Source organism: Allokutzneria albata, assembly GCF_900103775.1.
In the GTDB taxonomy this organism is placed as follows: domain Bacteria; phylum Actinomycetota; class Actinomycetes; order Mycobacteriales; family Pseudonocardiaceae; genus Allokutzneria; species Allokutzneria albata.
Map to the genome: position 1 here is coordinate 4,513,804 of NZ_LT629701.1, position 22,443 is coordinate 4,536,246.

A 22,443-nucleotide genomic window follows, 5' to 3' on the forward strand; every position below is an offset into this window, starting at 1 on the left:
GTCCGACACCGTGTCACATCACGCAGCGCTCCACGAAGCGCCGCACGGACTCCGGTGCGGCGGCGGGATGTGTGTGCAGGTAGGAGGCGTGCACGCGGTTGAGCACGAAACCCTCGCGAACCGGACGGCCCTCGCGATCGCGCCAGAACCACGCGGGCTGGTCACCCGCTCCGGGAGTGATGCGGGTGCGGTGGAACTCGTGCCCGGTCCGGCGTTCACCCGTCCCGCCCACCGGCGAGTCCGTCGCGGTGACGGCGTCCCGGTAGCCGAGCGTGAGCCGCGAGGTCATCTCCGCTTCGGCGTCGAGCACCCCGCACATCGGCAGGCCGTCGAGGCTGCGCGCGAGGTAGAGCAGCCCGCCGCACTCCGCGTGCACCGGCTTCCCCGAGGCCGCGAGCGCCGCCACTTCCTTGCGCAGCAACGAGTTCGCGCTCAGCTCGGCGGCGTGCTGCTCCGGGAACCCGCCGGGGAGGAGCAGCCCCGCGGTGCCGTCCGGCAAGCGCTCGTCGCGCAGCGGGTCGAAGGACACGACCTCGGCGCCGGCCGCCCGCAGCAGCTCGAGGTGCTCCGCGTAACCGAAGGTGAACGCCCGCCCACCGGCGACCGCGACAACCGGACGGCCGGTCACCGGATCATCCACAGTGGACTTCCACGGCGCCGCTCCCCGACGCGGAGCCGATCGCGCGAGTCGGACCACGGCGTCCAGGTCAACCGACTCGGCGATGAGATCGCCCATCGCGGCGACGGCGTCGAGTGCGGCGGCTCCGTGCTCGACGGCGGTGACCAGGCCGAGGTGCCGCGAAGGCACGTCGAGCTGCTGTCGGCGCGGGAGGCAGCCGACCACGTCGAGGCCCACCTCGTCGCACGCATCGCGGAGGACCTGTTCGTGGTGCGGGGAACCCACGTTGTTGAGCAGCACTCCCGCCAGGCGGACCTCGGCGTCGAAGCCGCGGAACCCGTGCAGCAGCGCGGCAAGGCTGCGCCCCTGGCCCCGCGCGTCGACGACGAGCACCACGGGCGCGTCGAGCAGCTTCGCCACGTGCGCCGTCGAGCCGAAGCTCGGCGTGCCGGACTTGCCGTCGAACAGGCCCATCACGCCCTCGATCACCGCGATGTCGGCGTCCGCGGAGCCGTGCGCGAACAGCGGGGCGATCAGCTCCTCGCCGACCAGGACCGGATCCAGGTTGCGGCCGGGCCGCCCCGCCGCGATCGAGTGGTAGCCGGGATCGATGTAGTCCGGGCCGACCTTGAACGGCGCGACGCGGTGCCCGGCCCGGCGCAGCGCGGCGATCAACCCCGTGGCCGCCGTCGTCTTCCCGCACCCCGACCCCGGAGCCGCGAGCACCACCCGCGCCACCAGCCCACGGGGTTCCCCGGTCTTCACGTGCGTCCTACCCCCGCTCATGGAGGACCGCCCCAGCGCCGGCGCTCACCACTCGATGCCCTTCTGGCCCTTCTGGCCCGCGTCCATGGGGTGCTTCACCTTGGTCATCTCCACCACGAGGTCGGCGGCGTCGATCAGGGCGGCCGGGGCGTTGCGGCCGGTGATCACCACGTGCTGGTGTCCGGGGCGCTCGGCCAGCGTGGCGACGACCTCGTCCACGTCGATCCAGCCCCAGTGCAGCGGATAGGTGAACTCGTCGAGCACGTAGAGGTCGTGCCGCTGCTCCGCGATGCGGCGGGCGATCTCCCGCCAGCCATCCCGCGCCGCCTCCGCGTGATCCTCCTCCGAGCCCTTCTTCCGCGCCCAGGACCAGCCCTCGCCCATCTTGTGCCACTCGACGGGGCCGCCCTGACCGGTGTCCTCGTGCAGCCTGCCGAGCGCGCGGAAGGCCGCCTCCTCGCCGACCTTCCACTTGGCGGACTTGACGAACTGGAAAACACCGATGTCCCAGCCCTGGTTCCACCCGCGCAACGCGAGCCCGAAAGCGGCCGTGGACTTGCCCTTCATCACGCCCGTGTGCACCACGACGAGGGGCCTGTTCCTGCGCTGGCGCGTGGTCTTGCCATCGGCCGGAACGACGGTGGGTTGTCCTTGTGGCACAGCGAATCCTCCTACGCGGCGCGAGCGGCGCGGACGACTCCGGCCACGTTCTCGGCGGACAGTTCGGCGAGCTGGAGGCAGGTTCCCCCCAGTGCGATCGCGAGGCGGTCGGGCAACCCCAGCCGCACGACGCCGTTCTCGCAGTCCACGACAACGCTCGCCACACCGTCGGCTTCGAGCAGCGCGGCCGCGCGCATCGCGTCGTGCAACGCGTCACCGCGCTGGCTCGCGGGCACGGTAGCCCGCCCGTCGGTGACGAGCACCAGGAGCGGCCGACGACGCGGATCGCGAAGGCGTTCCGCCGCAAGGAGCTTGCGCGCGGCGAGCAACCCGTGCGCGAGCGGTGTGCGGCCTCCGGTGCGAAGCCCGCGCAGCCTCGTCGCGGCAGCGTCCACAGAGGACGTCGGTGGCAACGCGACCTCGGCCTCGCGGCCCCGGAACGTGATCAGGCCGACCTTGTCCCGACGCTGATAGGCATCGCGCAGCAACGACAGGACCGCGCCGGTCACCGCCGACATCCGCGCCCGCGCCGCCATCGAGCCGGACGCGTCCACCGCGAACAGCACCAGGTTTCCCTCGCGGCCTTCCCGCACCGCACGGCGGAGATCCCCGGAGCGGAGTTCGAGGCCGGAGCCGCTGCGCCCGCGCGTGTGCTGATGCGGCGCGGCAGCCTGAACGGTCGCGGTCAGGTGCACCCCATGTCCGTCCACAGTGGATGAACGGACCACGCGGCCCGAGGAGGAGCGCGATCGGGAACGACGACCCGGCGCGCCTTCGCCCAGCCCAGGGACTTGGAGCAGGCGTGGGCGGAACTGCTGCGCGGGCTTGGCTGGTGGCTGCTCACCGCCACCGCTGCCCTGCTCCGGCTGCTCCGGCCGCTCCTGTTTCTGCTGCCGCCCTTCGCCTCGCGGAGCACCACCGCCCCCGCCCGGCCCGTCGTCGTCCGGCGGTTCGGGCGCTTCTGCCTGCTCCGCGGCGTCCCTGAGGGCCTGTTCCAGCTGCTCGGAGTCCAGCCCCGGCTCGTCGAACGGATCGCGGCGACGGCGGTGCGGCAGCGCGAGCCGGACCGCGACCTCCACATCAGCCTCGGTGACCGCGTCCCCACCGCGCCACGCCGCGTGCGCGATCGCGGTTCGCGCCACCACGAGGTCAGCACGCATGCCGTCCACTTCGAAGGCCGCGCACACCGCTGCGATACGCCGGAGTTCGGTGTCCGGCAACGCGATCCCGGGAAGCGCGGCTCGGGCGGCGACGATGCTCTCCGCCAGCTCCGCGTCGGCCTTTTCCCACTGCTGCGCGAAGCCCACGGGGTCGGCCTCGTAGGCGAGGCGGCGGCGCACGACCTCGGTCCGGGTGGCGACATCGCGCGAAGCGTTGACCTGGACGGTCAGCCCGAAGCGGTCGAGCAGCTGTGGTCGCAGCTCGCCCTCCTCCGGGTTCATCGTGCCCACCAACAGGAAGGACGAAGCGTGCGACACCGAGACGCCGTCGCGCTCCACGTGCGCCCGCCCCATCGCCGCGGCGTCGAGCAGCAGGTCCACCAAGTGGTCGTGCAGCAGATTGACCTCGTCGACGTAGAGCACGCCACGGTGGGCTGCCGCCAGCAAGCCTGGTTGATAGGCGCGCACGCCCTCGGTCAGCGCGCGCTCCAGGTCGAGCGAGCCGACGAGGCGGTCCTCGGTGGCCCCGACCGGCAGCTCCACCAGGCTGGACGGCTTGGTCGTCGTCGACGCACCGGCCTCGTGCGGGCCGTCCGGGCAGCCGGGGTCGGGGCGATGCGGATCACAGGCGAAGCGGCAGTCGCGCACCGCGTCCAGCGCGGGCAGCAGCGCCGCGAGCCCCCGCACGATGGTCGACTTGGCCGTGCCCTTCTCACCGCGGACCAGGACGCCGCCGATGCCCGGGTGCACCGCGTTGAGCAGCAGTCCCAGCCTCAGGTCCTCGTGCCCCACGACGGCGGAGAACGGATAACGAGCGGTCACCAGCGCAGTTCCTTCCTCGGGTGTCCACGCCCGGGTAGGGGGTCGGGTGCGCGGCCGCGCACCCGGCAAGGGGGTTGAGTTCCTGGCTCCCGGATCGCTCCGGTCACAGTGGCGGGACCGCACCGGATTCGCACCGGTTTCCTCGCGCTCCCCTTGCGTCGTCCCCAGCATCATCACACACAGTGGGAAAACACCGCGACGGTGCGGATTCCGGCTGATAGGGATGCCACATGATTGACATGGACTTCGCCGAGGAATTCGCCCGCGACTGGGAGCGGCGGTGGAACTCCCACGACCTCGACCTGATCTTGGAGCACTACGCCGACGACGTGGTGTTCCACTCACCGGTCGCGGCGCGGCTGCTGGGCGGTGACGGCCGCGTCGTCGGCAAGGCGGCGCTGCGCGAGTACTGGCAGAAGGGCCTGGAGTTCCTGCCGGACCTGCGCTTCACCGTGGAGGGCGTCTACCTCGGCCTGGACACGATCGTGATCAACTACCGCAACGAGCGGGGGAACCTGGTCAACGAGATCCTGGCCTTCGCGGACGGCAAGATCGTCTTCGGGCACGGCACCTACGCGCGGGCCACCTGAAGCCGCGTGGGCGCGCGGAAGGACAGCAACCCCAGCATCGGCGGATCGGGCTCCAGCAGGCGGAGGCCGGGCAGCGCGCGGGCGACGGCGTCCAGCACCACGGCCGCCTCCGCGCGCGCCAACCCGGCGCCGAGGCAGAAGTGCCTGCCGTAGCCGAAAGCCAGGTGCCGCCGCGCTCCCTCGCGCCCCGGGCACAACCGCTCCGGCTCGGCGAACACCTCCGGGTCGGAGCCGCTGCCCGCGAGCATCAGCAACAGCTGCGCGCCCGCGGGTAGCTCCACGCCCCCGACGCTGGTCGCCTTGGCGGTCACCCGCCGCCAGGTGATCACCGGTGGCTCGCGGCGCAGGACCTCCTCGACGCAGTCCGCCGCGAGTCCCGCTTCGCCGGCGGCGAGCCGCTGCCACAGTTCCGGGCGTTCGATGCACCGGCGCAGCAAAGTGCTCAGCAGCTGGGTCGTCGTCTCTTGTCCTGCGATCAACAAGAAGTAACAGACGCCGACCGCCTCGACGGTGCGCAGCGGGCGTTCGTCCGGTTTGCGGTGTGCCACCAACGCGCCGAACAGGTCCGGATCGTCCGGCTTGGCGGCCCTGACCCGCGCGGTGAGCCACTGGTGGAACTCGGCAGCCTCCTCGGCGAGCCGCCGTTGCCGTTCCGGATCGGGGTTGCCCCAGAACAACTCCAGCGACGCGCGGCTCCATGCCTTGAGCACGGGCAGATCCACGTCGCCGATCCCGAGCACATGCAGCAGCACCGAGCACGGCAGGTCGCGCGCGATCAGCTCGACGAGGTCGCACTGGCCGTTCTCCGCCAGGTGCCGCCGAGCCCGGCCCACGCCGTCCGCGACGAGGCGACGGGTCAGCTCCATGGCGCGGTCGACCTGCGACGGGGTGAGGAACGACGCGACGACGCGACGGAGACCGGCGTGGCTCTCCGTGCCGTTGTTGGCCAGGGTCGGCGGCAGGGCGAACCCCGCCCGGGCAAGCATCCGCAGCGTCGGAACGGGCAGCGGTGTCACCGCGGTCAGCGCGTTGTCGGGCCGGAAAGCCTCCGGGTCCGCGAGCACCGCGCGGATATCGGAATGCCTGCTGACGAGCCACAGTCCGGTCTCCGGGTCGCGCTGGACCGGGGCGTCCTCACGCAGCCGCGCGAGCGGTGCTTCGGGGTTGGCGACGAAGCCGGGGTCGAACAAGCCGAACCCGACTCCCACGTCCGCCGCCGCCCGCACGGGCACGACCGTAACCGGACGATGCGACACTGCCGCCGTGAGCTTGAGCACTGGAGCCGAAGACCCGCTTGCGGGGTCGAGCACTGGCACTGCCACGTTCGACTGGCTGGACACCCGTTCGGCCGCACGGGCCAAGGCCGGACTGAGCCGAACGCTGCGACCCCGGCCGGAATCGGCGACCGTGCTCGACCTCGCGAGCAACGACTACCTCGGCCTCACCCGCGATCCCCGGGTCACGCGGGCGGCCGCGGACGCCGCGCTTCGTTGGGGCGCGGGCGCGACCGGCTCCCGCCTGGTGACCGGCACGACGGAACTGCACGCCGAACTGGAAGCAGAGCTGGCGGAGTTCTGCGGTTTCCCCGCCGCCCTGGTGTTCTCCACCGGCTACGCGGCCAACCTCGGCGTGCTCGCGGCGTTGTCCGGCCCGGGAACCGTCCTGATCACCGACGAGTACAACCACGCCTCGCTGATCGACGGCGCGCGGTTGTCCCGCACGGAGACCGTTGTGGTGCCGCATCGCGATGTGTCCGCCTTCCGCGACGTGCTGGCCAACCGCACGCGCAAGCGAGCCCTCGTGGTGACCGACTCCGTCTTCTCGGTCGACGGCGATCTGGCTCCCCTGTCCGCGCTCGCGGCCGCGTGCCGGGACCACGGCGCCGGGCTCGTGGTGGACGACGCGCACGGGCTCGGCGTGATCGGCAACGGCGCGGGTGCCGTCACGGCCGCCGGACTCGCGGGCGCCCCCGACGTCGTCGTCACCACCACGCTCTCGAAATCCCTTGGCGCGCAGGGCGGAGCCGTGTTGGCGTCGCCGCGGGTGATCGCGCACCTGGTGGACACCGCGCGGAGCTTCATCTTCGACACCGGCTTGGCGCCCAGCACCGTCGGCGCCGCTCTCGCCGCGCTCCGGATCATCCGCGCCGACCCCGCCCTGCCGGGCCGCTCCCGGGCCGTCGCCCGCGAACTGGCCGAGCGCCTGGCCGCGGCGGGACTGTCCAGCAGCACCCCGTCGGCGGCCGTCGTCTCCGTCCGCGCCCCCTCCCCCACCTCAGCCGTGGAGTGGTCGCAGCAGTGCCGCGCCGAGGGTGTCGCCGTGGGCTGCTTCCGCCCGCCCTCGGTGCCCGACCGCGTCTCCCGCCTCCGCCTGACCGCTCGCGCCGACCTCACTCCCGCCGAGATCACCACCGCCGTCGACGTCATCACCCGCACCGCCCCACCCGCCGCCGTTGCGCACTGAATGAGTCATTGAGGACTCCCAACGCACCGAATGACTCGTTCAGGCGGTTGAGCGCACCGAATGAGTCATTCGGTGCGACCTCGCACGCATCCGGAATTTGAGTGACGGCTGGTGAGCGGCCCGGCACGCCGCGCGGCGGCGGTGCGCTCCATCGCAGCTCCATCGCTGCTCCATCCACCCCGCCCATGATCGTCGGCATCTGCCGGCCGCCGCCCTGGCCGCCTCGGGAAGGAACGCGTGATGACCACGATCGCTGAGTGGATCAAGTCCAACGTCACCGACGACGACCGCGCCGTGCGGTGGTTCGCGGAGCCGGAGTGCGAGGACCGCATCGTCCGGGCCTACCGCGAACTGCTGGAGGGCTACTCGATCGACCCGTCGACGCTGCTCAAGACCACTCGCCCGGTCGAGGGGGACCACCAGGGCGTCGTCCGGGTGCACGAGATCAACTACTTCTCCATCTGCGCGCACCACTTCCTGCCGTTCTTCGGCAAGATCGACATCGCCTACGTGCCGGGCACGAAGATCATCGGGCTCGGCAAGTTCCCGAGACTGGTCAACGCCTACGCGAAGCGGTTCCAGATCCAGGAGGACCTGGTCGCCGACATCGCCAGGGAGATCATGACCTCCGGCGGGGCGCGCGCGGTCCGGGTGCACTCCACGGGCAGGCACATGTGCATGTGCAGCCGCGGCCCGAGCGACCAGACGGTCGGCACGGACACCACCTACGTTCTCGGCGACCAGTCGCTGCTGAACGAGTACGGCATGCGGTCCTGACATGAAGGCGCTGACCATCCTCACCCCGAAGCAGAACGACGCGGCCGGCGACGTCGCGGTGCTGACCCTGCGCGTGGTGGTCGGGGTCTTCCTGGCGCTGCAGGGCGAGCAGAAGCTCTTCAACTGGTTCGGTGGAGGCGGCCTCGAGGGAACCGCGGCGTTCTTCGCCTCCACCGGCTACGCCCCGGCCTATCCGCTCGCCGTGGTCGCCGGACTGACCGAGCTGCTCGGCGGGCTGCTGCTGGCCGTGGGACTGCTCACCCCGTTGGCCTCGGCCGCGTTGGTGGGCGTGATGACCAACGCGGTGGCGGTCACCCTGACCTCGGTCGGGTTCTGGTCGAAGGACGGGGGTGCCGAGTACCCCATCGTGGTCGCGCTGATCGCGGTGTGCGTCGCGGCGATCGGCCCGGGGAAGTACTCGCTGGACCGCTCCCGGCCGTGGGCGGCGGGCGGAACCAGGCCCGCGCTCGTGGCCCTGGTGCTCGGCGTGGTCAGCGCCGCCGCCGTGCTGGTGTTCACCGGCCCGCTGGTCGGCTCATGATCATCACGGCCGACCTGGTGGTCGTGGCCTCCCGTGCCGGGCAGTGGCAGGTGCTGCTGATCCGGCGCGGGAAGCCGCCGTACGCGGGGCACTGGGCGCTGCCGGGCGGACACGTGGACGCCGGGGAGTCCATTGTGGACGCGGCGGTGCGCGAGCTCGCCGAGGAGACCGGGCTGCGGTGCCGGGCGGGCGAGCTGCGCTGGGTCGGCCGCTTCGACGCGCCGGGCCGCGATCCGAGGGGGGACTACGTGAGCATCGCCTACCTGCTCATCCTGCCCGAGCCCGCCGCGGCGACCGGCGGCTCGGACGCGACGGAGGCGCGCTGGTGGCCGTTGGCCGATCTGCCGGACCTGGCCTTCGACCACCAGCACATCATCACCAGGGCCGTCAGCCCTTGAGGTACTTGATCGTCTCCGTGATCGCGCGGTCGCCCTTGGGCATGGAGATGTGCTCGTAGCAACCCACGTTCACGTTCGGCACGCCCGGGATCCTCACCTTCGACTCCGGCGCCATCACGTCGCAGCTGGAGGACAGCGTCTGGTACTTCGTCGGCGCGGGCGCCGGGCTGGAGTCGTTGAGCGCCTTGAGCATCTTCGAGCCGGGCTTCATGTCGGCGCACGAGTCGAACAGGAAACCGGGGCAGAGCTTGGCGACGTCGGCGCCCTGGTTGACCCCGCCGATGGACAGCCAGCGCTTGGTCTTGGCCGTGCCGCCGAGCGCCTTGACGTAGTACCTGGTGGACAGCGAGCCCATGGAGTGGGCGACGATGTCGACCTTGGCCGCGCCGGTGTCCCTGAGCACCTGGTCGACCTTCTTCTTGAGCTGCTCGGCGGTGGTGAAGTTGGACTGCTTCCAGTCGTAGTCCCAGCGGACCAGCTCGCGGTCGGCCCAGCCCGCGGCCTTGAACTTGTCGATCATCTCCTTGAACAGGACCGACGATCCCCCGCTGAACCCGTGCACGAACACCACGGGCGCCTTGCCCGCGGCGGCGCCCGCCGCGGGGGCGAACGACACCGCGGCCAGCACGGCCACGAGCACGGACATCAACCTGCGCATGTGTTTCCCTTCGATCTGCCGGCCCCGCGAAGCTAGCGGAGTCCGGCCGCCGCCGAGCCGGCCATCAAGAGTTCCCAACCAGGAATTAGTCGCTGTCCGTGGATCATTCACGTCCGCCCAGCTCGGCCAGCCCGGACTCCGGCGACCGCACCGGCGCGTAGCCCAGCTCCGAGCGCGCCTTCGAGATGTCGATCGTGCCCTCCTGACCGGACACCCAGACCGACATCCGGTCCACCGGCGGGGCGCCGCGCAGGCCGAGCAGTTCCCACACCGTCTCCGCCGCCGCGGCCGCGCCTCTCGCCACGCCGCCCGGCATCGACCGCTTCGGCTCCGCGATCCCTTGCGTGGCAAGCAGTTTCGTGGCGAACTCGCGGAAGACGACCGGGTGCCCGTCGGTGACGAAGTACGCCTCGCCCGCCCTGCCCTTCGCCGCGGCGAGCACCAGACCCTCGACCACGTTGTCGATGTGCGTGGCGTCCACGAGGTGCCGCCCGCCGCCGATCCACGCGAACCTCCCGGCCCGCACGGCGGAAACGAGTTCGGGCAGGATCGTGGTGTCCCCCTTGCCCCAGACCATGCAGGGGCGCAGCACCACGGTCTCCAGCCCCGTGAAGCCCAGCACCTCCGCCTCGGCGCGCGCCTTGCTCGCGGCGTAGGCGGCAGGCGAATCCGGTTGCAGCGGAACGGTTTCATCCACGCGCACCAGGGGCTTGCCGACGCGAAGCGCCGCTTCCGAACCCACGTGGACCAGGCGGCGAACGCCCGCATCCCGGCACGCGGTCAGCACCGCACGAGTGCCATCGACGTTGTCCAGCAAGAACTCCGCCCGGCTGCCGACCCTGGTGGCGCGCGCGGCGGAGTGGAACGCCAGCTCCGCGCCGCGAGCCGCCGCGCGCAGGGAGTCGACGTCACCCAGATCGCCGCGCACCGGCGTGGCGCCCAGCGCGGCGACGGCGCTCGCGGAGCGTTCACTCCGCGCCAACGCGCGGACCGCGTGCCCCTCCGCGACCAGGCGCCGGATCAGGGCACCCCCGACGAACCCGGACCCACCCGTGACGAAGACGTCCACGCGCTTCCTCCCCGACTAAGTTGACCGATCGTCATACTTAAAACTATGAGGATCGGTATAGTCAAGGCGTGCCACGACCCAAGTCGGACTCCCGGGACAAGATCGTCGACAGCGCGCGCAAGCTGCTGCGCAGGCAGGGCTACCACGCCACCGGCCTGGCGCAGGTGATCGAGGACAGCGGCGCCCCGCGCGGCTCGCTGTACTTCCTGTTCCCCGGCGGCAAGGAGGAACTGGCCGTCGCGGGCGTGCGCGAGTGCATCGGCGAGTGGGCCGACCTGATCCGCCAGGCGCGCGAGGCCAGCCCGACGCCGGAAGAGTGGATCGCGTTGATGTGCACGGGTTTCGCCGACCAGCTGCGGGACTCGGACTTCACCGAGGGCTGCCCGATCACGACGGTGGTGCTGGACTCGGTGCCCGCCTCCGCGCCGCTGACCACGGCGTGCCGGGACGCCTACTCGGCCTGGCTGACCGCGCTCGCCGAGGGCCTGGTGTCCTACGGGATCGAGCAGGAGCGCGCCGACGACCTCGCGATGCTGATGCTGGTCTGCCTGGAAGGCGCGATGGTGCTCTGCCGCGCCTTCCAGTCCACCGACCCGATGGAACGGGTCATCCCGCAGGTGCTGGCACTGATCGAGAACCGGAGCTGATCGCGGCGAGCACCGCCGAGTCGAGGTCGTCCCACAGGTCGTCGACGTCTTCAAGACCCACGGACATGCGCAGCAGCTGGTCCGACACACCGCAGCCGTGCCGGTCGGCTTCCTCGACGATGCGGTGGCTCAGCGAGGCCGGGTGCTGGATGAGCGTGTCCACGCTGCCGAGGCTCACCGCCGGGGTCACCAGCCGGACGGCGGCGATCACGGCATGCGGATCGCCCTCCACCTCGAAGGCCACCAGCGGACCACCCAGCCGCGGGTAGTGCACGCGCCGGACGCCGGGGTGCGCGGCCAGCCTCCTGGCGAGTTCGCCGGCGTTCGCCGACTGGGCCTTGATGCGCACGGGAAGCGTGGAAAGCCCGCGCAGCAACAGGTATCCGGCGAGCGGGTGCAGGACTCCACCGGTGACGATGCGGATCTGCCGCAGCACGCGCGCGTAGGACTCGTCGCACGCGACCACGCCGCCGAGCACATCCCCGTGCCCGCCGAGGAACTTCGTCGCGCTGTGCAGCACGATCGACGCACCGCACTCGACAGGGCGTTGCAGCACCGGAGTGGCGAAAGTGTTGTCCACCAACAAGGGCACTGATCCGCACGCGTCGGCGAGCGCGCGCAGGTCGATCTCGCTCAGCGTCGGGTTGGCGGGCGTCTCGACGATCACCAGTCCGGTGTCCGGCCGGATCGCGGCGGCGACACCGTCCGGATCGGCCCAGGTGAGCTGGTTGCCGAGCAGCCCGGAGGCGATCAGGTGGTCGCTGGTCCCGTACAGCGGGCGGACGGCGACCACGTGCGGCCGCCCGGACGAGACCGCGGCGAGCAGGCACGCGGACAACGCGGCCATCCCGCTGGCGAAGGACACGGCGGCGGGCAGTCCTTCGAGCGCGGCGAGCGCGGACTCGAACCGGGCGACGGTCGGGTTCCCGAGGCGGCCGTAGATCGGCGCACCGGGCAGCTGCGCCCCGGAGGCGAAGGCGTCCAGCCTGAGCGCCTCCTCCCGGCTGTCCCGGGACGGGTAGGTCGTGGAGAGGTCGAGCGGCACGGCGTGGACGCCGAGGTCGACGAGGTCTTCGCGGCCGGCGTGCACGGCCGTTGTCTCCAGCTGCATGAGCAGCAGCGTCGGAGATCAACCGGCTCAGCAGCAAGCATTCCGGCTATAATTCGGCGAATGATGCCGAACGTTCGCTTGGATTCGGTCGACCTCGACATCCTGCGAGTGCTGCAGAACGACGCACGGACCTCCAACAAGGAGCTCGCCGCCGCGGTCGGCGTCGCGCCGTCCACCTGCCTGGACCGGGTCAACCGGCTCCGCGAGGCGGGCGTGATCCTCGGCCAGGACCTGCGGGTGGACGCGGCGAAGCTCGGCAGGCCGCTGGAGGCGTTCCTGTCCGTGCGCGTGCAGCCGCACCGCCGCCCGCTGGTCGATCCGTTCGTGGAACACGTTCTGGCACAACCGGAAACGCGTGCGCTCTACCACCTGACGGGGCCGGACGACTTCCTGGTGCACGTCGCCGCGCGCAGCGCCGCGGACCTGCAACGCCTGGTGCTGGACGAGTTCACCGCGCGCACCGAGGTCGCGCTGGTGCACACCAACCTGATCTTCCAGCACTGGCGCGGCGGCCCCCTCCTCCCCTGACGCCCGCGGGTCCTCAGGGGCGGTGCATGGGGACGTGGGGAATGCCGTCGTCGTCCAGGAACTCGTCACCCACCACGCGATAGCCCAGCGACGCGTAGAAACCGGCGACCTGCGTCTGCGCGTCGAGCACCGAGGGCTGGTCACCGATCTCCGCCAGCGCCGCCTCCATCAGCGCGCGCGACAACCCCTGCCCCCGCGCGGGCGCCGCCGTCACCACGCGACCGATCCGCGCCTTGCCGTCGGGCTCGTCCAGGACGCGGACGTAGGCCAGCACGGACGCTTCCCCGGAGTCGGGGTCCGAGGCCTCCCACCACAAGTGCACCGTCGACGGCGCGAGGTCGCGGCCGTCCAGCTCCGGGTACGCCGCCTTCTGCTCCACCACGAACACGTCCACCCGCAGCCGCAGGATGCGGTACAGCTCCTCCGCGCTGAGCTCGTTCCCCGTCGCCCTGCGCTGGATCCTCTCTGTCTTCGTCACGCGCACGTGCGTACCAGAGCAAGGCCGGAAGAACCAGTGTGACGACCGGGTGACGTGGTGGAAACCACGGCCAAGTCGTCAAGATTCCGCAAAATCTTCTGCTAACCTCATCGAGGCCAAGAAATTTGCCTGCGACCAGCCACCGAGTCGCGCCAGCTGTCCACCAAAAGGGGGTGCGCCATGTCCGCCGTCGACACCAGCCAGCTTCCGGTCTTCGTCATAGCCAGCGTGATCTTCGTGATCACCCCGGGGGTCGACGTCTTCCTGCTGCTGCGCACCTCCGTGCGCACCGGAACCCGGGCCGGCCTGCTCACCCTCGCCGGGATCCACTCCGCGAGCCTGGTGCACGTGGCGCTCGTGGTCTCCGGCCTCGGCGTCGTGCTCGCGAGCAACCCGGGCGTGCTCACCGCGCTGCGGTGGCTGGGCGCCGCGTACCTGACCTACCTGGCGCTGGGCATCGCCCGCGACGTGTGGCGCTCGCGCGGCGGCCGGGAAACCGGCGATGAAGCCAAGCGCTGCAACGACAATCCGTTCCGGCGTGGCTTCGTCTGCAACATCACCAACCCGAAGATGCTGCTGTTCTGCCTGGCGTTCCTGCCGCAGTTCATGGGCGCGGCGAGCAGCCCGGTGCTCCAGCTCGGCCTGCTCGGCGTGGTGTTCCTCGCGCTCGCGGCGGCGTGGGAGACCGGGATCGTGCTCACCGCGGCGCGGGTCTCCGGGAGGCTCCAGCGGCCCGCCGTCCTGACCACGCTGGACGTGGTCTCCGCGACGGCCTTCCTGACCATGTCGGTCGGACTGGTCGTCTGAGAAAAGCGAAGAGGCGAGGGCGGTTGCAGGGACCGTCCTCGCCTCTTCTTCTTGCTGTGTAACGGAATTACGAGTTGATCTGAGCGTTCAGCACCGCCTGGTACGGAGCCACCCTCGCGTAGACGCCGGGGTAGTTCGGCAGCGCGCAGCCGCGGCCCCAGGAGACGACGCCGATCAGCTTGCCGCCCGCGACCATCGGGCCGCCGGAGTCGCCCTGGCAGCTGTCCTTGCCACCGGCCGGGATGCCCGCGCACACCATGGAGGTGTTGCTGTACTGCGGGTACGCGGTCTTGCAGGTGGCGTCGGAGGTCACCGGGACGTCGACCTTCAGCAGGTAGCGCGAGGCCGAACCACCGGAGCTGGTGGTACCCCAGCCGAGCACGGTGGAGTTGGTCCCGGCCGCGTAGAGCGCGGTGTCCTGGGGAGTGGCCAGCGGCAGCACCGCCGAGGTGACCGCGCCGGCCAGGTGCAGCACGGCCACGTCGTAGCCCGCGGTCGCGGTGGTGTAGCTGGGGTGGACCCAGATCCGGGACACGTTGGTGACCTTGCCCGCGGTGCTCTGCTTGTCCTCGCGACCGGAGACCACGCGAACGGACGAGGCCGCGGTGCCCTTCACGCAGTGCGCGGCGGTAACGACCTTCGTCGGCGCGACCAGGGTGCCGCCGCAGAACTGGAAGCCGGAGGCGTTGGTCAGGAAAACCGTCCACGGGTACTGGCTGATGCTGGCCCGGGTGCCGCCGACGATCTGCGTCTGCGGATCATCGGTGCCCGCGGCGGTAGCTGCCGGGACGAAGGAAAGCCCGATCGCCGAGACGGCAACGGCCGCTCCGACGAACCTAACCAGGCGATGCAGGGTTCCCGCCATGGTTGTGCTCCTCTCACCTGCCCCAGGCCCTCACCCGGGGTGACCCCAATGCAAGCGCTCGGTGACGAAGTGGCACAACGGCCGTTAGATGTAGGCTGAACAGCTCAGCACTTGGGAAATGCTTCACGAAAACAGCCTGGACCAGTGGATTCATCGGCAACATGAAGCTTCTGCCGGACAAACCACAGAGTCCTCGACGGCGTCCGGCCCGGCAGACCCCCACTGGGCGGGGTGTGCCGGGCCGGAGCCTGCAGGGGACGAACGAGCGGATCAGGACTTGATCTGCTCCTGGAGCACGTCGTGGTAGGCCGCGACGCGGGCGTAGACACCGGGCTTCTTCGGCGCGGCGCAGCCCTCGCCCCACGAGACGACGCCGATCAGCTTGCCGCCGCCGATCATCGGGCCACCGGAGTCACCCTGGCAGCTGTCCTTGCCGCCCTCGGGCAGCCCGGCGCACACCATCGAGGTGTTGCTGTACTGGGAGTACGCCGCCTTGCAGGTGGCGTCGGAGGTCACCGGGACGTCGACCTTGAGCAGGTAGCGCGAGGCCGCCCCGCCGGAGCTGGTGGTGCCCCAGCCCAGCACGGTGGAGTTCGCGCCCTCCTTGTAGAGGTCCGCGTCGGCGGAGGAGGCCAGCGGCGCCGCCTTCTGGGTCAGGTTCGAGCCCAGGGTCAGCACCGCGACGTCGAAGCCCGCGGTCGCCGTCGTGTACTGCGGGTGCACCCAGACCTTGGAGACCGCGGCGGTCGTGCCGTCCGACGCCTGCTTGTCCTCGCGGCCGGCGACCACCTTGATGCTGTCGGCGGTCTTGCCCTTCACGCAGTGCGCGGCGGTGACGATCTTGTTCGCCGCGGCGATGGTGCCGCCGCAGAACTGGAAGCCGGAGTTGTTGGTCAGGAAGACCGTGTACGGGTGGTCCGCGATCTTCGCGCGCTCACCACCGACGATCTTCTGCTCCGGCGGGGTTGCCGCAGCGGCCACGGACAGCGAGGAGATCCCACAGGTGGCCACCGCGAGCGCGACCCCGACGGTTCTGGCCAGACGGTGCAGGGTTGCCGCCATCTTTGCCTCCCAATCGCGCATCTCAGCAGTTGATTCCCCGGTTGGGTGACACCCGGGGCTACACAGAGCAAACGCTTGGGGAGATCACGGCACAACGGCTGTTCGAATTAGTCTATTGAGCCCAGTCGAATGGACCACACGCCAACAGGCGGACTACTCCATTCGTGATCATGAATCAGAGTTGGCCACGCAAAGTGTCCAGATAGTGGGTCAGCCGCACGTACACGCCCGGCTTGCCCGCACGGGCGCAGCCGTCGCCCCACGAGGTCACCCCGATGACGACGCCCCGCACGATGAGCGGTCCGCCCGAGTCGCCCTGGCAGCTGTCGATCTGCCCCTGCTCGTACCCGGCGCAGAACATCTTCTTCCTGTCGTAGGAGCGGTAGGACCGCGCGCAGGTGTCGTCGTCCATCACCGGCACCTTCGCCGACATCAGGTAGCGCGAGGTCGACCCGGTCTCGGAGGTGGCGCCCCAGCCCGCGACCACGGCCTCGGTCCCGGGCGCGTAGCGCTCCCGCTCGCCGGGCGAGACCAGCGTCGCGGTCTGCGCCAGGATCGGCGTCTCCAAAGTGAGAACGCCCAGGTCATCGCCCTCGAAGACGGTGCGGTAGGACGGGTGCTGCCAGATCTTGGAGCCCCTGGCCGCCTGCCCGGTGCGGGTCTCGGTGTCCTCACGGCCGGAGACCACGGTGATGCCCGACGCGGAGCGCTGGTCGACGCAGTGCGCGGCGGTGAGCACCTTGGTCGGGCTCATCAGCGCGCCGCCGCAGTAGACCATCCCCATCCGGTCGACGAGGTAGACCAGCCACGGGTGCTGGCTCACCGCGGCGCGTTCCCCGCCGACGACGAAGGGGTCCGCGCGCACCTCCTCGACGGGCTCGTTCGCGGCGGCGAGACCGACCGCGACCGTGGGCACCATCGCGGCCAGCGCGGTGACGGCGAGGGCGATCCCGAGCACTCGTCTGCGGGAACGGGTCGCTGCGGGCGGGGTCGACATGCGCGAACTCCTTGTCCATTTTCCGGTGATCTCAAACCACCGGTTTCGTCAACGAGGTCCACTCGTCTGGTCGGCGTACCTGCCTCTGATCTAAATGGACGCCCCCGGAGGAGGGGGCGCCGGGGTGCCGCAAAGATCGTTTGGGCCGTTCGTGCGAAGCTGGCGGAGTGGCCGGTTTTTCACAGCGCCTTTCACAGAACACGCTGACGCTCGGGTGCGCGGTGGTCCTCCTGGCCGGGTGCGCCGCCCCTCAGCCGGCCCCCGTCGGCGCGCCGACCAGCACGTCCTCTCCGGCGACCACGGCGCCCACAACGAGCACGACCACGACCCCGAAGCCGCTGTGGCGGGTGGGTGCCCAGCCGTTGCCCAAGCGCGCGGACGGCTTCGGCGCGGTGCTGCCGACGCCACCGGAGCTGGTGAACCGCGCGCTGCCGACCACGGACGTGCTGCCTCCGCCGACCGGCACCCGCTTCGCCTCCGCGGTGAGCGCGGTCCCGGCCGACGTGCTGGCACGGAGCACGTGGCAGCCGGGATGTCCCGTGCGCAAGGAGGATCTGCGCTACCTGACGCTGTCGTTCTGGGGCTTCGACGGCCGTCAGCACACCGGCGAGCTGCTGGTGAACGCGAGCGCGGCGGACGCGATGGTCGCGGTGTTCGGCACGCTCTGGGCGGCGCGCTTCCCGTTGGAGGAGATGCGGATCTCCTCGCGCGCCGATCTCGACCGGGCTCCGACCGGCGACGGCAACAACACCTCGGCCTTCGTCTGCCGACCCGCGCGCGGATCGTCGACGTGGTCAGCGCACGCCCACGGCATCGCGGTCGACATCAACCCGTTCTGCAATCCCTACCTGCGCGGTGATCTCGTCCTGCCGGAGCTGGCGGGCGCCTACGTCAACCGGTCCCGCCGCTCCCCCGGAATGATCTTCTCCGGCGACGTGGTCACGCGGGCGTTCGCGTCCGTCGGCTGGACCTGGGGCGGCTCGTGGCGCTCCCCCAAGGACCTCATGCACTTCTCCGCCAACGGCCGCTGAACGCCGAGGGGCGCCTCGGATTCCGAGGCGCCCCTTCGCTGCTACTTCTGGTCCGGGTCCCCGCCGTTGTCGCGCGGCGGACCGTCGCCGGTGAACTTCTTCCACACCTTGCCCGCGGTGCTGGACAGGATGTCGCCCACCTCGTTGAGGACCTTGGCGAGCGGGTCGGCGGAGCTGGCGATGGCGTCCTTGTAGGACTTGGCCGCCGACTTGACGTCGTCGCGCCAGTTGGTGACGTCGTCGTTGTCACGGCTGGGGTACTCCCCGGCCAGGATCGCCCGGTACTCCTCACCGGCCGCCCACCGCTGCAGGTCGGCGGCGCGGACCACCGGCAGCGGGTCGAGGCGGTTGCTCAGGTGCAGCAGCTTGAGCACGCTGTCGCGGACGTCCGGGACCGCGTCGTAGTCCTTGGCCTGCTTCAGGTACGCCTCGGTGTCGATCTCGCCGACGTCGATGCCGCCGGAGAGCTTGATGTGCGTCCGCAGCGCGACCTCGGGGTCCTGCACGCAGAGCAGGCCCGCGCGGTCGGCGGAGAGCTGGGCGCGGCGGTACCAGTCCTGCAGCGCGATGATGATCGCGCGCATGCCCCAGTAGCCGACCGGCATCCAGGCGATGCCGGTGACCATGGAGATCAGCCTGCGCAGCACGGTGTAGTAGACGGCGTGTCCGGAGAGGGCGTGGCCCATCTCGTGGCCGATGACGAAGCGCAGCTCGTCCTCGTCGAGCAGTTCGATCAGCCCGGTGGTGATCACGATGAACGGCTCGTCCATGCCGATGGTCATCGCGTTCGCGTGCGGGTCCCGCGTCACGAAGACCTCGGGCACCGGGTTGATGTCCAGCACCGCGGCGCACTCCAGCCGGAGGCGGTGCACCGTCGGGTACTGCGTCTCGGTGACCTTGATCGAGGACGCCAGCGCGAGCAAGCGTTCACTGCGCTCCCCGAGCGCGCCGGAGATGGCCTTCAGCACCGCGGGGAACCCCGGCACGGCACGCGCGGTCGCCAGCGCGCCGCGGTCCGCCGGGTGCTCGTACGCGCGCGGGCTGATGTTCGGAAACCGAACCCGGCCGGTCGCGGCGGGCGGTTGAGGCGGTTGGTTCACAGACACTCCCCGATCTCTGGTGTGCCTCCGAGGCTAGTCCGATCGGGCGGTGGCCAGATCGGTGGAAACCCTGAAACAGCCCCCGAACACCGCCCCGACCTGCCCGGAGGAGTCGGCCCCACCCCCTGTCGGAGGCCGACACCGCCGGTTGACTCCCCCTGTCCCGCATGAAAATCTTGACCAGATTTCGTTTTCAGTCAAGCAGTCATCGAGCGAGGAGTCCATGCCGGAACGCGCCGCGCGGGCCGAGCGCATCCTGGACGCGGCCGCCGAGCTGCTGCTGCGCTGGGGATACCGCCGGACGACCGTCGACGACGTCGCGAAGCAGGCAGGCATCGGCAAGGGCACGATCTACCTGCACTGGCGCACGCGCGAGGAGCTGTTCCAGGCGGTGCTGGTCCGCGAGTCCGCCCGCTACCTCCGGGTCCTGCTCGACGAGATCGCCGCCGACCCGGCCGCCGTGCTGCCGAACCGGATGGTGCGCATCGGCTACCTCGCGGTCATGCGCAACCCGCTGATGCGGGCGATGCTCGTCGGGGACGAGGACCTGCTCGGCTCGCTCGTCAGCCGGGACGGCAGCGTCGTGCCCACCGCGGTGCGGATGCTGGAGCGCGAGGGGTACGACCGGGCGATCGCCGACGGACGCCTGCTTCGGGGTGATCTCAGCCCGGAACTGGAGATCCAGGGGCTCACATGCACGATCATGGGCTTCTATCTGATCGACACGGCGCTGCCCGGTGGGTCCGGCATGGGGCTGGAGACCACGGCGGACGTGCTGGCGCACATCGTGCGCAACGCGTTCGAGACCAGGGACACGCCGTCCGAGGAAGAACTGACCAGGATCGCCGGTGAAGTGAGCGACTTCTACGAGCGGACCCACGCGCGCTGCCTCGACCACGTGCGCACGGGCCAGGTCGAGGGCGCGGCGCCGGACTGAAGTATCCCGAAGAGGGGTGAGCATCGTGGTGGAGGCGCTGGGGGCGCGGCCTACGACGGCGGACCGGGAACGGCATCGGGCGATGCGCGAGGCGGACCCCGTCGCGCGCGATCCCGACTCCGGCAGGTGGCTGGTGTACCGCTACGAGGACGCCGCGCGGGTGCTGACCGACCACGCCGCGTTCACCTCGGAGTACGCCTCCTCCAGCGCGGTCGTCTCCCGCCTGTTCTCCGGCAGGGAGCCGGTGGTGATCACTCCGGCCATGCACCGCGAGCTGCGCCGCACCGTCAGCCGCAGGTTCACGCCCGGCGTGGTGGCGGCGCTGGGCTCCAGGGTGCTGACGGTGACCACCGAGCTGCTGGACCGGGTGGCCGGGGACGAGCGGATCGACCTCGCGACCGACCTCGCCTTCCCCCTTCCGGTGCGGGTGATCGCCGAGCTGCTCGGCGTGCCGCAGGAGGACATGGACTCCGTGCTGGAGTGGGTGGACGCGTTGTGCGGCAACGACTCCCAGCCTCCGCTCGTGCCCGCCCAGCGCCGCGTCTCCGCGTGCGACGCGCGGGCCGAGCTGCTGGCCTACCTCTCCGCGCTCGTCGCGCAGTACCGGCGGAAGGGCGCCTCGGTGACGATGCTCGACCCCGCAAGCGGGTCTTCGGCCCTCACCGCGGAGTTCCTGAAGACCGAGATCGACGGCAAGCGACTCGACGACGGTCAGGCGGTGGCGCTGCTCGGCCTGCTGTTGCTCTCCGGGCACCTGACCACGACGAGCCTGCTGGCGTCGGTCGTGCTCTGCCTCGACGCCTTCCCCGCCGTGAGCGACGAGGTGCGCGCGTTCCCCGAACTGCTCGCGCCGACGATCGAAGAGGTGCTGCGCTACAGCACCCCCGTGTCCCGGGTGACGCGCAGGGCGAAGCTGGACGTCGACCTCGGCGGGCGGCGCGTCCTGGCCGGAGAGCAGGTCGTGGTCGTCATGGACTCGGTGAACCAGGACGAGCGCCGGTTCCCCGATCCGGAGCGCTTCGACATCCACCGCAGGAGGACCTCGCGGTTGTCCACCGGTTACGGGCTGCCGTTCGGCCCGGGCTCGCCAGTGGCCCGCCTTCAGACGCGGATGGCACTGGAACTCCTGCTGTGGCGCTACTGCGAGATCTCGGTCGACCGCGCGGCGCTGCGCGCTCAGCTCATCGGCTGGATCACAGTCCCGACGTCCATGCCGCTGCGCGTGCGGTCGAAGCGTGCCGTGCACAACGCCGAGGTGCCCCCGACTGGCCTCCAGGGGTCACACTTGTCCCGTGGACGTCGACATTCTCGGTGAGCCCTATCGGGTCCGAACGCTGCCCCTCGCCCCCACCCAGGACGGTGACGACGTCGTCGCGACGCTGGTCCACCGGCCCGCCGACGACCCCGGCTCCGCGGGCAGGGGCGCGGTCCTCTACGTCCACGGCTGGTGCGACTACTTCTTCCAGGACCACGTCGCCCGGCACTTCACCGGCCAGGGCTTCGACTTCTACGCGCTGGACCTGCGGCGCTACGGCCGGTCGATCCGGCCGGACCAGCTGCCGACCTTCACCACCGACCTCACCGAGTACTTCGAGGAGATCGACGCCGCGATCGCGGTGATCCGCTCCGAGCACGGGCACCGGCGCGTGGTGCTGCTCGCGCACTCCACCGGTGGGCTGATCGCGCCGCTGTGGGCGCACGAGCACCGGGCCGCGGGCCTCATCGACGCCCTGGTGCTGAACAGCCCGTGGCTGGACCTCGCAGAACCGTGGCTGACCCGCACGATCGGCACGGCGGTGAACCACGTGGTCGGCGGCATCGCCCCGCGGCTGGTCGTGAAGCCCGGGCTGGCGCCGACCTACGGGCACAGCCTCAGCTCCGCCCACCACGGCGAGTGGAGCTACGACAACGAGTGGAAGCCCTCCGAGCACTTCCCCGTGCGCGCGGGATGGCTGCGCGCGGTACGGATCGGCCACGCGCGGGTGCACCGCGGGCTGGACATCCGGGTCCCCGTGCTCGTCGAGCACTCCACGCGCAGCCTGCTGCACCGGAAGAAGTGGGAGCCCGCGGCGATGACCGCGGACACCGTGCTGGACGTGGAGCAGATCGCGCGCTGGGCGCCCAAGCTCGGCCGCGACGTCACGACGGTGCCGATCGAGGACGGCATGCACGACCTGTTCCTGTCCGCGGAGCCGGTGCGGAACAAGGCGCTCGCGGAGATCGACTCCTGGCTCGCCCAGCGGCTGGGCCCGCCCGGCCCCTGAGGCCGGCCGCCGCGGCTCCGGGTCGGATTCCGGGCAGACCCCGAGGTGAGGAATGCGCGGAATGGGCAACCTGATGTGGAGGGGCAATAGCCAC

At 70.9% G+C, this 22,443-nt stretch carries 24 protein-coding genes and 1 riboswitch; of the genes, 12 read left to right on the forward strand and 12 right to left on the reverse strand.

Translation table 11 applies throughout. From position 1 onward, the window contains the following. Window positions 1-13: 13 nt before the first annotated feature. Genes BLT28_RS20010 through BLT28_RS20020 form a run of 3 tightly spaced genes read right to left on the reverse strand, consistent with a single transcriptional unit; the run spans window position 14 to window position 4,026 of the window. Complete coding sequence (locus tag BLT28_RS20010; protein WP_052407486.1) at window positions 14-1,405, reverse strand: cobyrinate a,c-diamide synthase; 1,392 nt, start codon at window positions 1,403-1,405, stop codon at window positions 14-16. 24 nt (window positions 1,406-1,429) lie between these two features. Continuing rightward, entirely contained in the window at window positions 1,430-2,044 is a 615-nt protein-coding gene (cobO, locus tag BLT28_RS20015; RefSeq protein WP_030430451.1) for a cob(I)yrinic acid a,c-diamide adenosyltransferase, read from the reverse strand. An 11-nt stretch (window positions 2,045-2,055) separates the two neighbouring features. Further along, on the reverse strand, window positions 2,056-4,026 hold the full coding sequence (locus tag BLT28_RS20020) for a putative cobaltochelatase (RefSeq protein WP_030430452.1): 1,971 nt from the start codon (window positions 4,024-4,026) through the stop codon (window positions 2,056-2,058). 56 nt (window positions 4,027-4,082) lie between these two features. Then, a riboswitch (cobalamin riboswitch) is annotated at window positions 4,083-4,236 on the reverse strand. A gap of 20 nt (window positions 4,237-4,256) precedes the next feature. Here BLT28_RS20020 and BLT28_RS20025 point away from each other — a divergent pair. Next, window positions 4,257-4,616, forward strand: coding sequence for a nuclear transport factor 2 family protein (locus tag BLT28_RS20025; RefSeq protein WP_043812113.1), 360 nt, complete (start codon window positions 4,257-4,259; stop codon window positions 4,614-4,616). On the opposite strand, the gene BLT28_RS20030 is transcribed toward BLT28_RS20025, so the two are convergent. Continuing rightward, complete coding sequence (locus BLT28_RS20030) at window positions 4,598-5,842, reverse strand: cytochrome P450 (protein WP_030430454.1); 1,245 nt, start codon at window positions 5,840-5,842, stop codon at window positions 4,598-4,600. The genes BLT28_RS20025 and BLT28_RS20030 overlap by 19 nt on opposite strands. Before the next feature lie 37 nt (window positions 5,843-5,879). On the opposite strand from BLT28_RS20030, the gene BLT28_RS20035 reads away from it, so the two are divergent. The 4 genes from BLT28_RS20035 (at window position 5,880) to BLT28_RS20050 (ending at window position 8,795) form a co-directional block, all read left to right on the forward strand. Next, window positions 5,880-7,079: an 8-amino-7-oxononanoate synthase gene (locus BLT28_RS20035; protein ID WP_231950350.1), complete on the forward strand. Its 1,200-nt coding sequence runs from the start codon at window positions 5,880-5,882 to the stop codon at window positions 7,077-7,079. A 240-nt stretch (window positions 7,080-7,319) separates the two neighbouring features. After that, complete coding sequence (gene folE / locus BLT28_RS20040) at window positions 7,320-7,856, forward strand: GTP cyclohydrolase I (protein WP_030430456.1); 537 nt, start codon at window positions 7,320-7,322, stop codon at window positions 7,854-7,856. A 1-nt stretch (window position 7,857) separates the two neighbouring features. Further along, entirely contained in the window at window positions 7,858-8,397 is a 540-nt protein-coding gene (locus tag BLT28_RS20045) for a DoxX family protein (protein WP_052407487.1), read from the forward strand. Further along, window positions 8,394-8,795: an NUDIX domain-containing protein gene (locus BLT28_RS20050; protein WP_030430458.1), complete on the forward strand. Its 402-nt coding sequence runs from the start codon at window positions 8,394-8,396 to the stop codon at window positions 8,793-8,795. Before BLT28_RS20045 ends, BLT28_RS20050 begins: the two co-directional genes overlap by 4 nt. Here BLT28_RS20050 and BLT28_RS20055 read toward each other — a convergent pair. Both BLT28_RS20055 and BLT28_RS20060 read right to left on the reverse strand, forming a co-directional pair. Then, window positions 8,785-9,453, reverse strand: a complete 669-nt coding sequence (locus tag BLT28_RS20055; protein WP_030430459.1) for an esterase/lipase family protein — start codon at window positions 9,451-9,453, stop codon at window positions 8,785-8,787. The genes BLT28_RS20050 and BLT28_RS20055 overlap by 11 nt on opposite strands. A gap of 103 nt (window positions 9,454-9,556) precedes the next feature. Beyond that, on the reverse strand, window positions 9,557-10,522 hold the full coding sequence (locus BLT28_RS20060; RefSeq protein ID WP_030430460.1) for an NAD-dependent epimerase/dehydratase family protein: 966 nt from the start codon (window positions 10,520-10,522) through the stop codon (window positions 9,557-9,559). A 68-nt stretch (window positions 10,523-10,590) separates the two neighbouring features. Between BLT28_RS20060 and BLT28_RS20065 the strand changes: the two genes are divergently transcribed. Beyond that, complete coding sequence (locus BLT28_RS20065) at window positions 10,591-11,169, forward strand: TetR/AcrR family transcriptional regulator (protein ID WP_043812119.1); 579 nt, start codon at window positions 10,591-10,593, stop codon at window positions 11,167-11,169. On the opposite strand, the gene BLT28_RS20070 is transcribed toward BLT28_RS20065, so the two are convergent. Beyond that, window positions 11,129-12,280 carry a trans-sulfuration enzyme family protein gene (locus BLT28_RS20070; RefSeq protein ID WP_043812121.1) on the reverse strand — a complete coding sequence of 384 codons (1,152 nt, stop codon included), beginning with the start codon at window positions 12,278-12,280 and terminating at the stop codon, window positions 11,129-11,131. The two genes, BLT28_RS20065 and BLT28_RS20070, sit on opposite strands and share 41 nt — an antisense overlap. A 60-nt stretch (window positions 12,281-12,340) precedes the next feature. On the opposite strand from BLT28_RS20070, the gene BLT28_RS20075 reads away from it, so the two are divergent. Further along, window positions 12,341-12,808, forward strand: a complete 468-nt coding sequence (locus tag BLT28_RS20075; protein ID WP_030430463.1) for an Lrp/AsnC family transcriptional regulator — start codon at window positions 12,341-12,343, stop codon at window positions 12,806-12,808. A 13-nt stretch (window positions 12,809-12,821) separates the two neighbouring features. Here BLT28_RS20075 and BLT28_RS20080 read toward each other — a convergent pair whose 3' ends face one another. Continuing rightward, complete coding sequence (locus BLT28_RS20080) at window positions 12,822-13,286, reverse strand: GNAT family N-acetyltransferase (protein ID WP_231950351.1); 465 nt, start codon at window positions 13,284-13,286, stop codon at window positions 12,822-12,824. 180 nt (window positions 13,287-13,466) lie between these two features. Here BLT28_RS20080 and BLT28_RS20085 point away from each other — a divergent pair, with 180 nt between their 5' ends. Beyond that, complete coding sequence (locus tag BLT28_RS20085; protein WP_030430465.1) at window positions 13,467-14,093, forward strand: LysE family translocator; 627 nt, start codon at window positions 13,467-13,469, stop codon at window positions 14,091-14,093. Window positions 14,094-14,160: 67 nt separating this feature from the next. Here the strand turns inward: BLT28_RS20085 and BLT28_RS20090 are convergent, their stop codons facing one another. The 3 genes from BLT28_RS20090 to BLT28_RS20100 all read right to left on the reverse strand — a co-directional run bounded on the left by BLT28_RS20090 (window position 14,161) and on the right by BLT28_RS20100 (window position 17,017). Continuing rightward, on the reverse strand, window positions 14,161-14,958 hold the full coding sequence (locus BLT28_RS20090) for a S1 family peptidase (protein WP_030430466.1): 798 nt from the start codon (window positions 14,956-14,958) through the stop codon (window positions 14,161-14,163). A gap of 270 nt (window positions 14,959-15,228) precedes the next feature. Further along, entirely contained in the window at window positions 15,229-16,020 is a 792-nt protein-coding gene (locus BLT28_RS20095) for a S1 family peptidase (RefSeq protein WP_030430467.1), read from the reverse strand. 175 nt (window positions 16,021-16,195) lie between these two features. Continuing rightward, window positions 16,196-17,017, reverse strand: a complete 822-nt coding sequence (locus BLT28_RS20100) for a serine protease (RefSeq protein WP_043812123.1) — start codon at window positions 17,015-17,017, stop codon at window positions 16,196-16,198. Between the two features lie 167 nt (window positions 17,018-17,184). Between BLT28_RS20100 and BLT28_RS20105 the strand changes: the two genes are divergently transcribed. After that, the gene (locus BLT28_RS20105) at window positions 17,185-18,048 is read left to right on the forward strand and encodes a M15 family metallopeptidase (RefSeq protein ID WP_231950352.1); all 864 of its coding nucleotides are present in this window, start codon (window positions 17,185-17,187) and stop codon (window positions 18,046-18,048) included. Between the two features lie 41 nt (window positions 18,049-18,089). Here the strand turns inward: BLT28_RS20105 and BLT28_RS20110 are convergent, their stop codons facing one another. Continuing rightward, window positions 18,090-19,148, reverse strand: coding sequence for a M48 family metallopeptidase (locus BLT28_RS20110; protein ID WP_043812125.1), 1,059 nt, complete (start codon window positions 19,146-19,148; stop codon window positions 18,090-18,092). Window positions 19,149-19,371: 223 nt separating this feature from the next. On the opposite strand from BLT28_RS20110, the gene BLT28_RS20115 reads away from it, so the two are divergent. The 3 genes from BLT28_RS20115 to BLT28_RS20125 are packed head-to-tail and all read left to right on the forward strand — an operon-like array spanning window position 19,372 to window position 22,349. Beyond that, a complete protein-coding gene (locus BLT28_RS20115; RefSeq protein WP_043812127.1) occupies window positions 19,372-20,085 on the forward strand; it encodes a TetR/AcrR family transcriptional regulator in 714 nt (237 codons plus the stop codon). Window positions 20,086-20,101: 16 nt separating this feature from the next. After that, entirely contained in the window at window positions 20,102-21,400 is a 1,299-nt protein-coding gene (locus BLT28_RS20120) for a cytochrome P450 (RefSeq protein ID WP_052407488.1), read from the forward strand. Beyond that, window positions 21,378-22,349: an alpha/beta hydrolase gene (locus BLT28_RS20125; protein ID WP_156051097.1), complete on the forward strand. Its 972-nt coding sequence runs from the start codon at window positions 21,378-21,380 to the stop codon at window positions 22,347-22,349. The genes BLT28_RS20120 and BLT28_RS20125 overlap by 23 nt, the downstream gene beginning before the upstream one ends. Window positions 22,350-22,443 lie beyond the last annotated feature (94 nt).

Excerpts from the sequence above, each read along its gene's own strand:
- BLT28_RS20025 (WP_043812113.1), top strand. The coding sequence starts at position 4,257 with ATGATTGACATGGACTTCGCCGAGGAATTCGCCCGCGACTGGGAGCGG.
- BLT28_RS20075 (WP_030430463.1), top strand. The coding sequence starts at position 12,341 with ATGATGCCGAACGTTCGCTTGGATTCGGTCGACCTCGACATCCTGCGA.
- BLT28_RS20055 (WP_030430459.1), bottom strand. The coding sequence starts at position 9,453 with ATGCGCAGGTTGATGTCCGTGCTCGTGGCCGTGCTGGCCGCGGTGTCG.
- BLT28_RS20100 (WP_043812123.1), bottom strand. The coding sequence starts at position 17,017 with ATGTCGACCCCGCCCGCAGCGACCCGTTCCCGCAGACGAGTGCTCGGG.
- folE (WP_030430456.1), top strand. The coding sequence starts at position 7,320 with ATGACCACGATCGCTGAGTGGATCAAGTCCAACGTCACCGACGACGAC.
- BLT28_RS20085 (WP_030430465.1), top strand. The coding sequence starts at position 13,467 with ATGTCCGCCGTCGACACCAGCCAGCTTCCGGTCTTCGTCATAGCCAGC.
- BLT28_RS20115 (WP_043812127.1), top strand. The coding sequence starts at position 19,372 with ATGCCGGAACGCGCCGCGCGGGCCGAGCGCATCCTGGACGCGGCCGCC.
- BLT28_RS20010 (WP_052407486.1), bottom strand. The coding sequence starts at position 1,405 with ATGAGCGGGGGTAGGACGCACGTGAAGACCGGGGAACCCCGTGGGCTG.
- BLT28_RS20050 (WP_030430458.1), top strand. The coding sequence starts at position 8,394 with ATGATCATCACGGCCGACCTGGTGGTCGTGGCCTCCCGTGCCGGGCAG.
- BLT28_RS20095 (WP_030430467.1), bottom strand. The coding sequence starts at position 16,020 with ATGGCGGCAACCCTGCACCGTCTGGCCAGAACCGTCGGGGTCGCGCTC.
- BLT28_RS20070 (WP_043812121.1), bottom strand. The coding sequence starts at position 12,280 with ATGCAGCTGGAGACAACGGCCGTGCACGCCGGCCGCGAAGACCTCGTC.
- BLT28_RS20045 (WP_052407487.1), top strand. The coding sequence starts at position 7,858 with ATGAAGGCGCTGACCATCCTCACCCCGAAGCAGAACGACGCGGCCGGC.
- BLT28_RS20090 (WP_030430466.1), bottom strand. The coding sequence starts at position 14,958 with ATGGCGGGAACCCTGCATCGCCTGGTTAGGTTCGTCGGAGCGGCCGTT.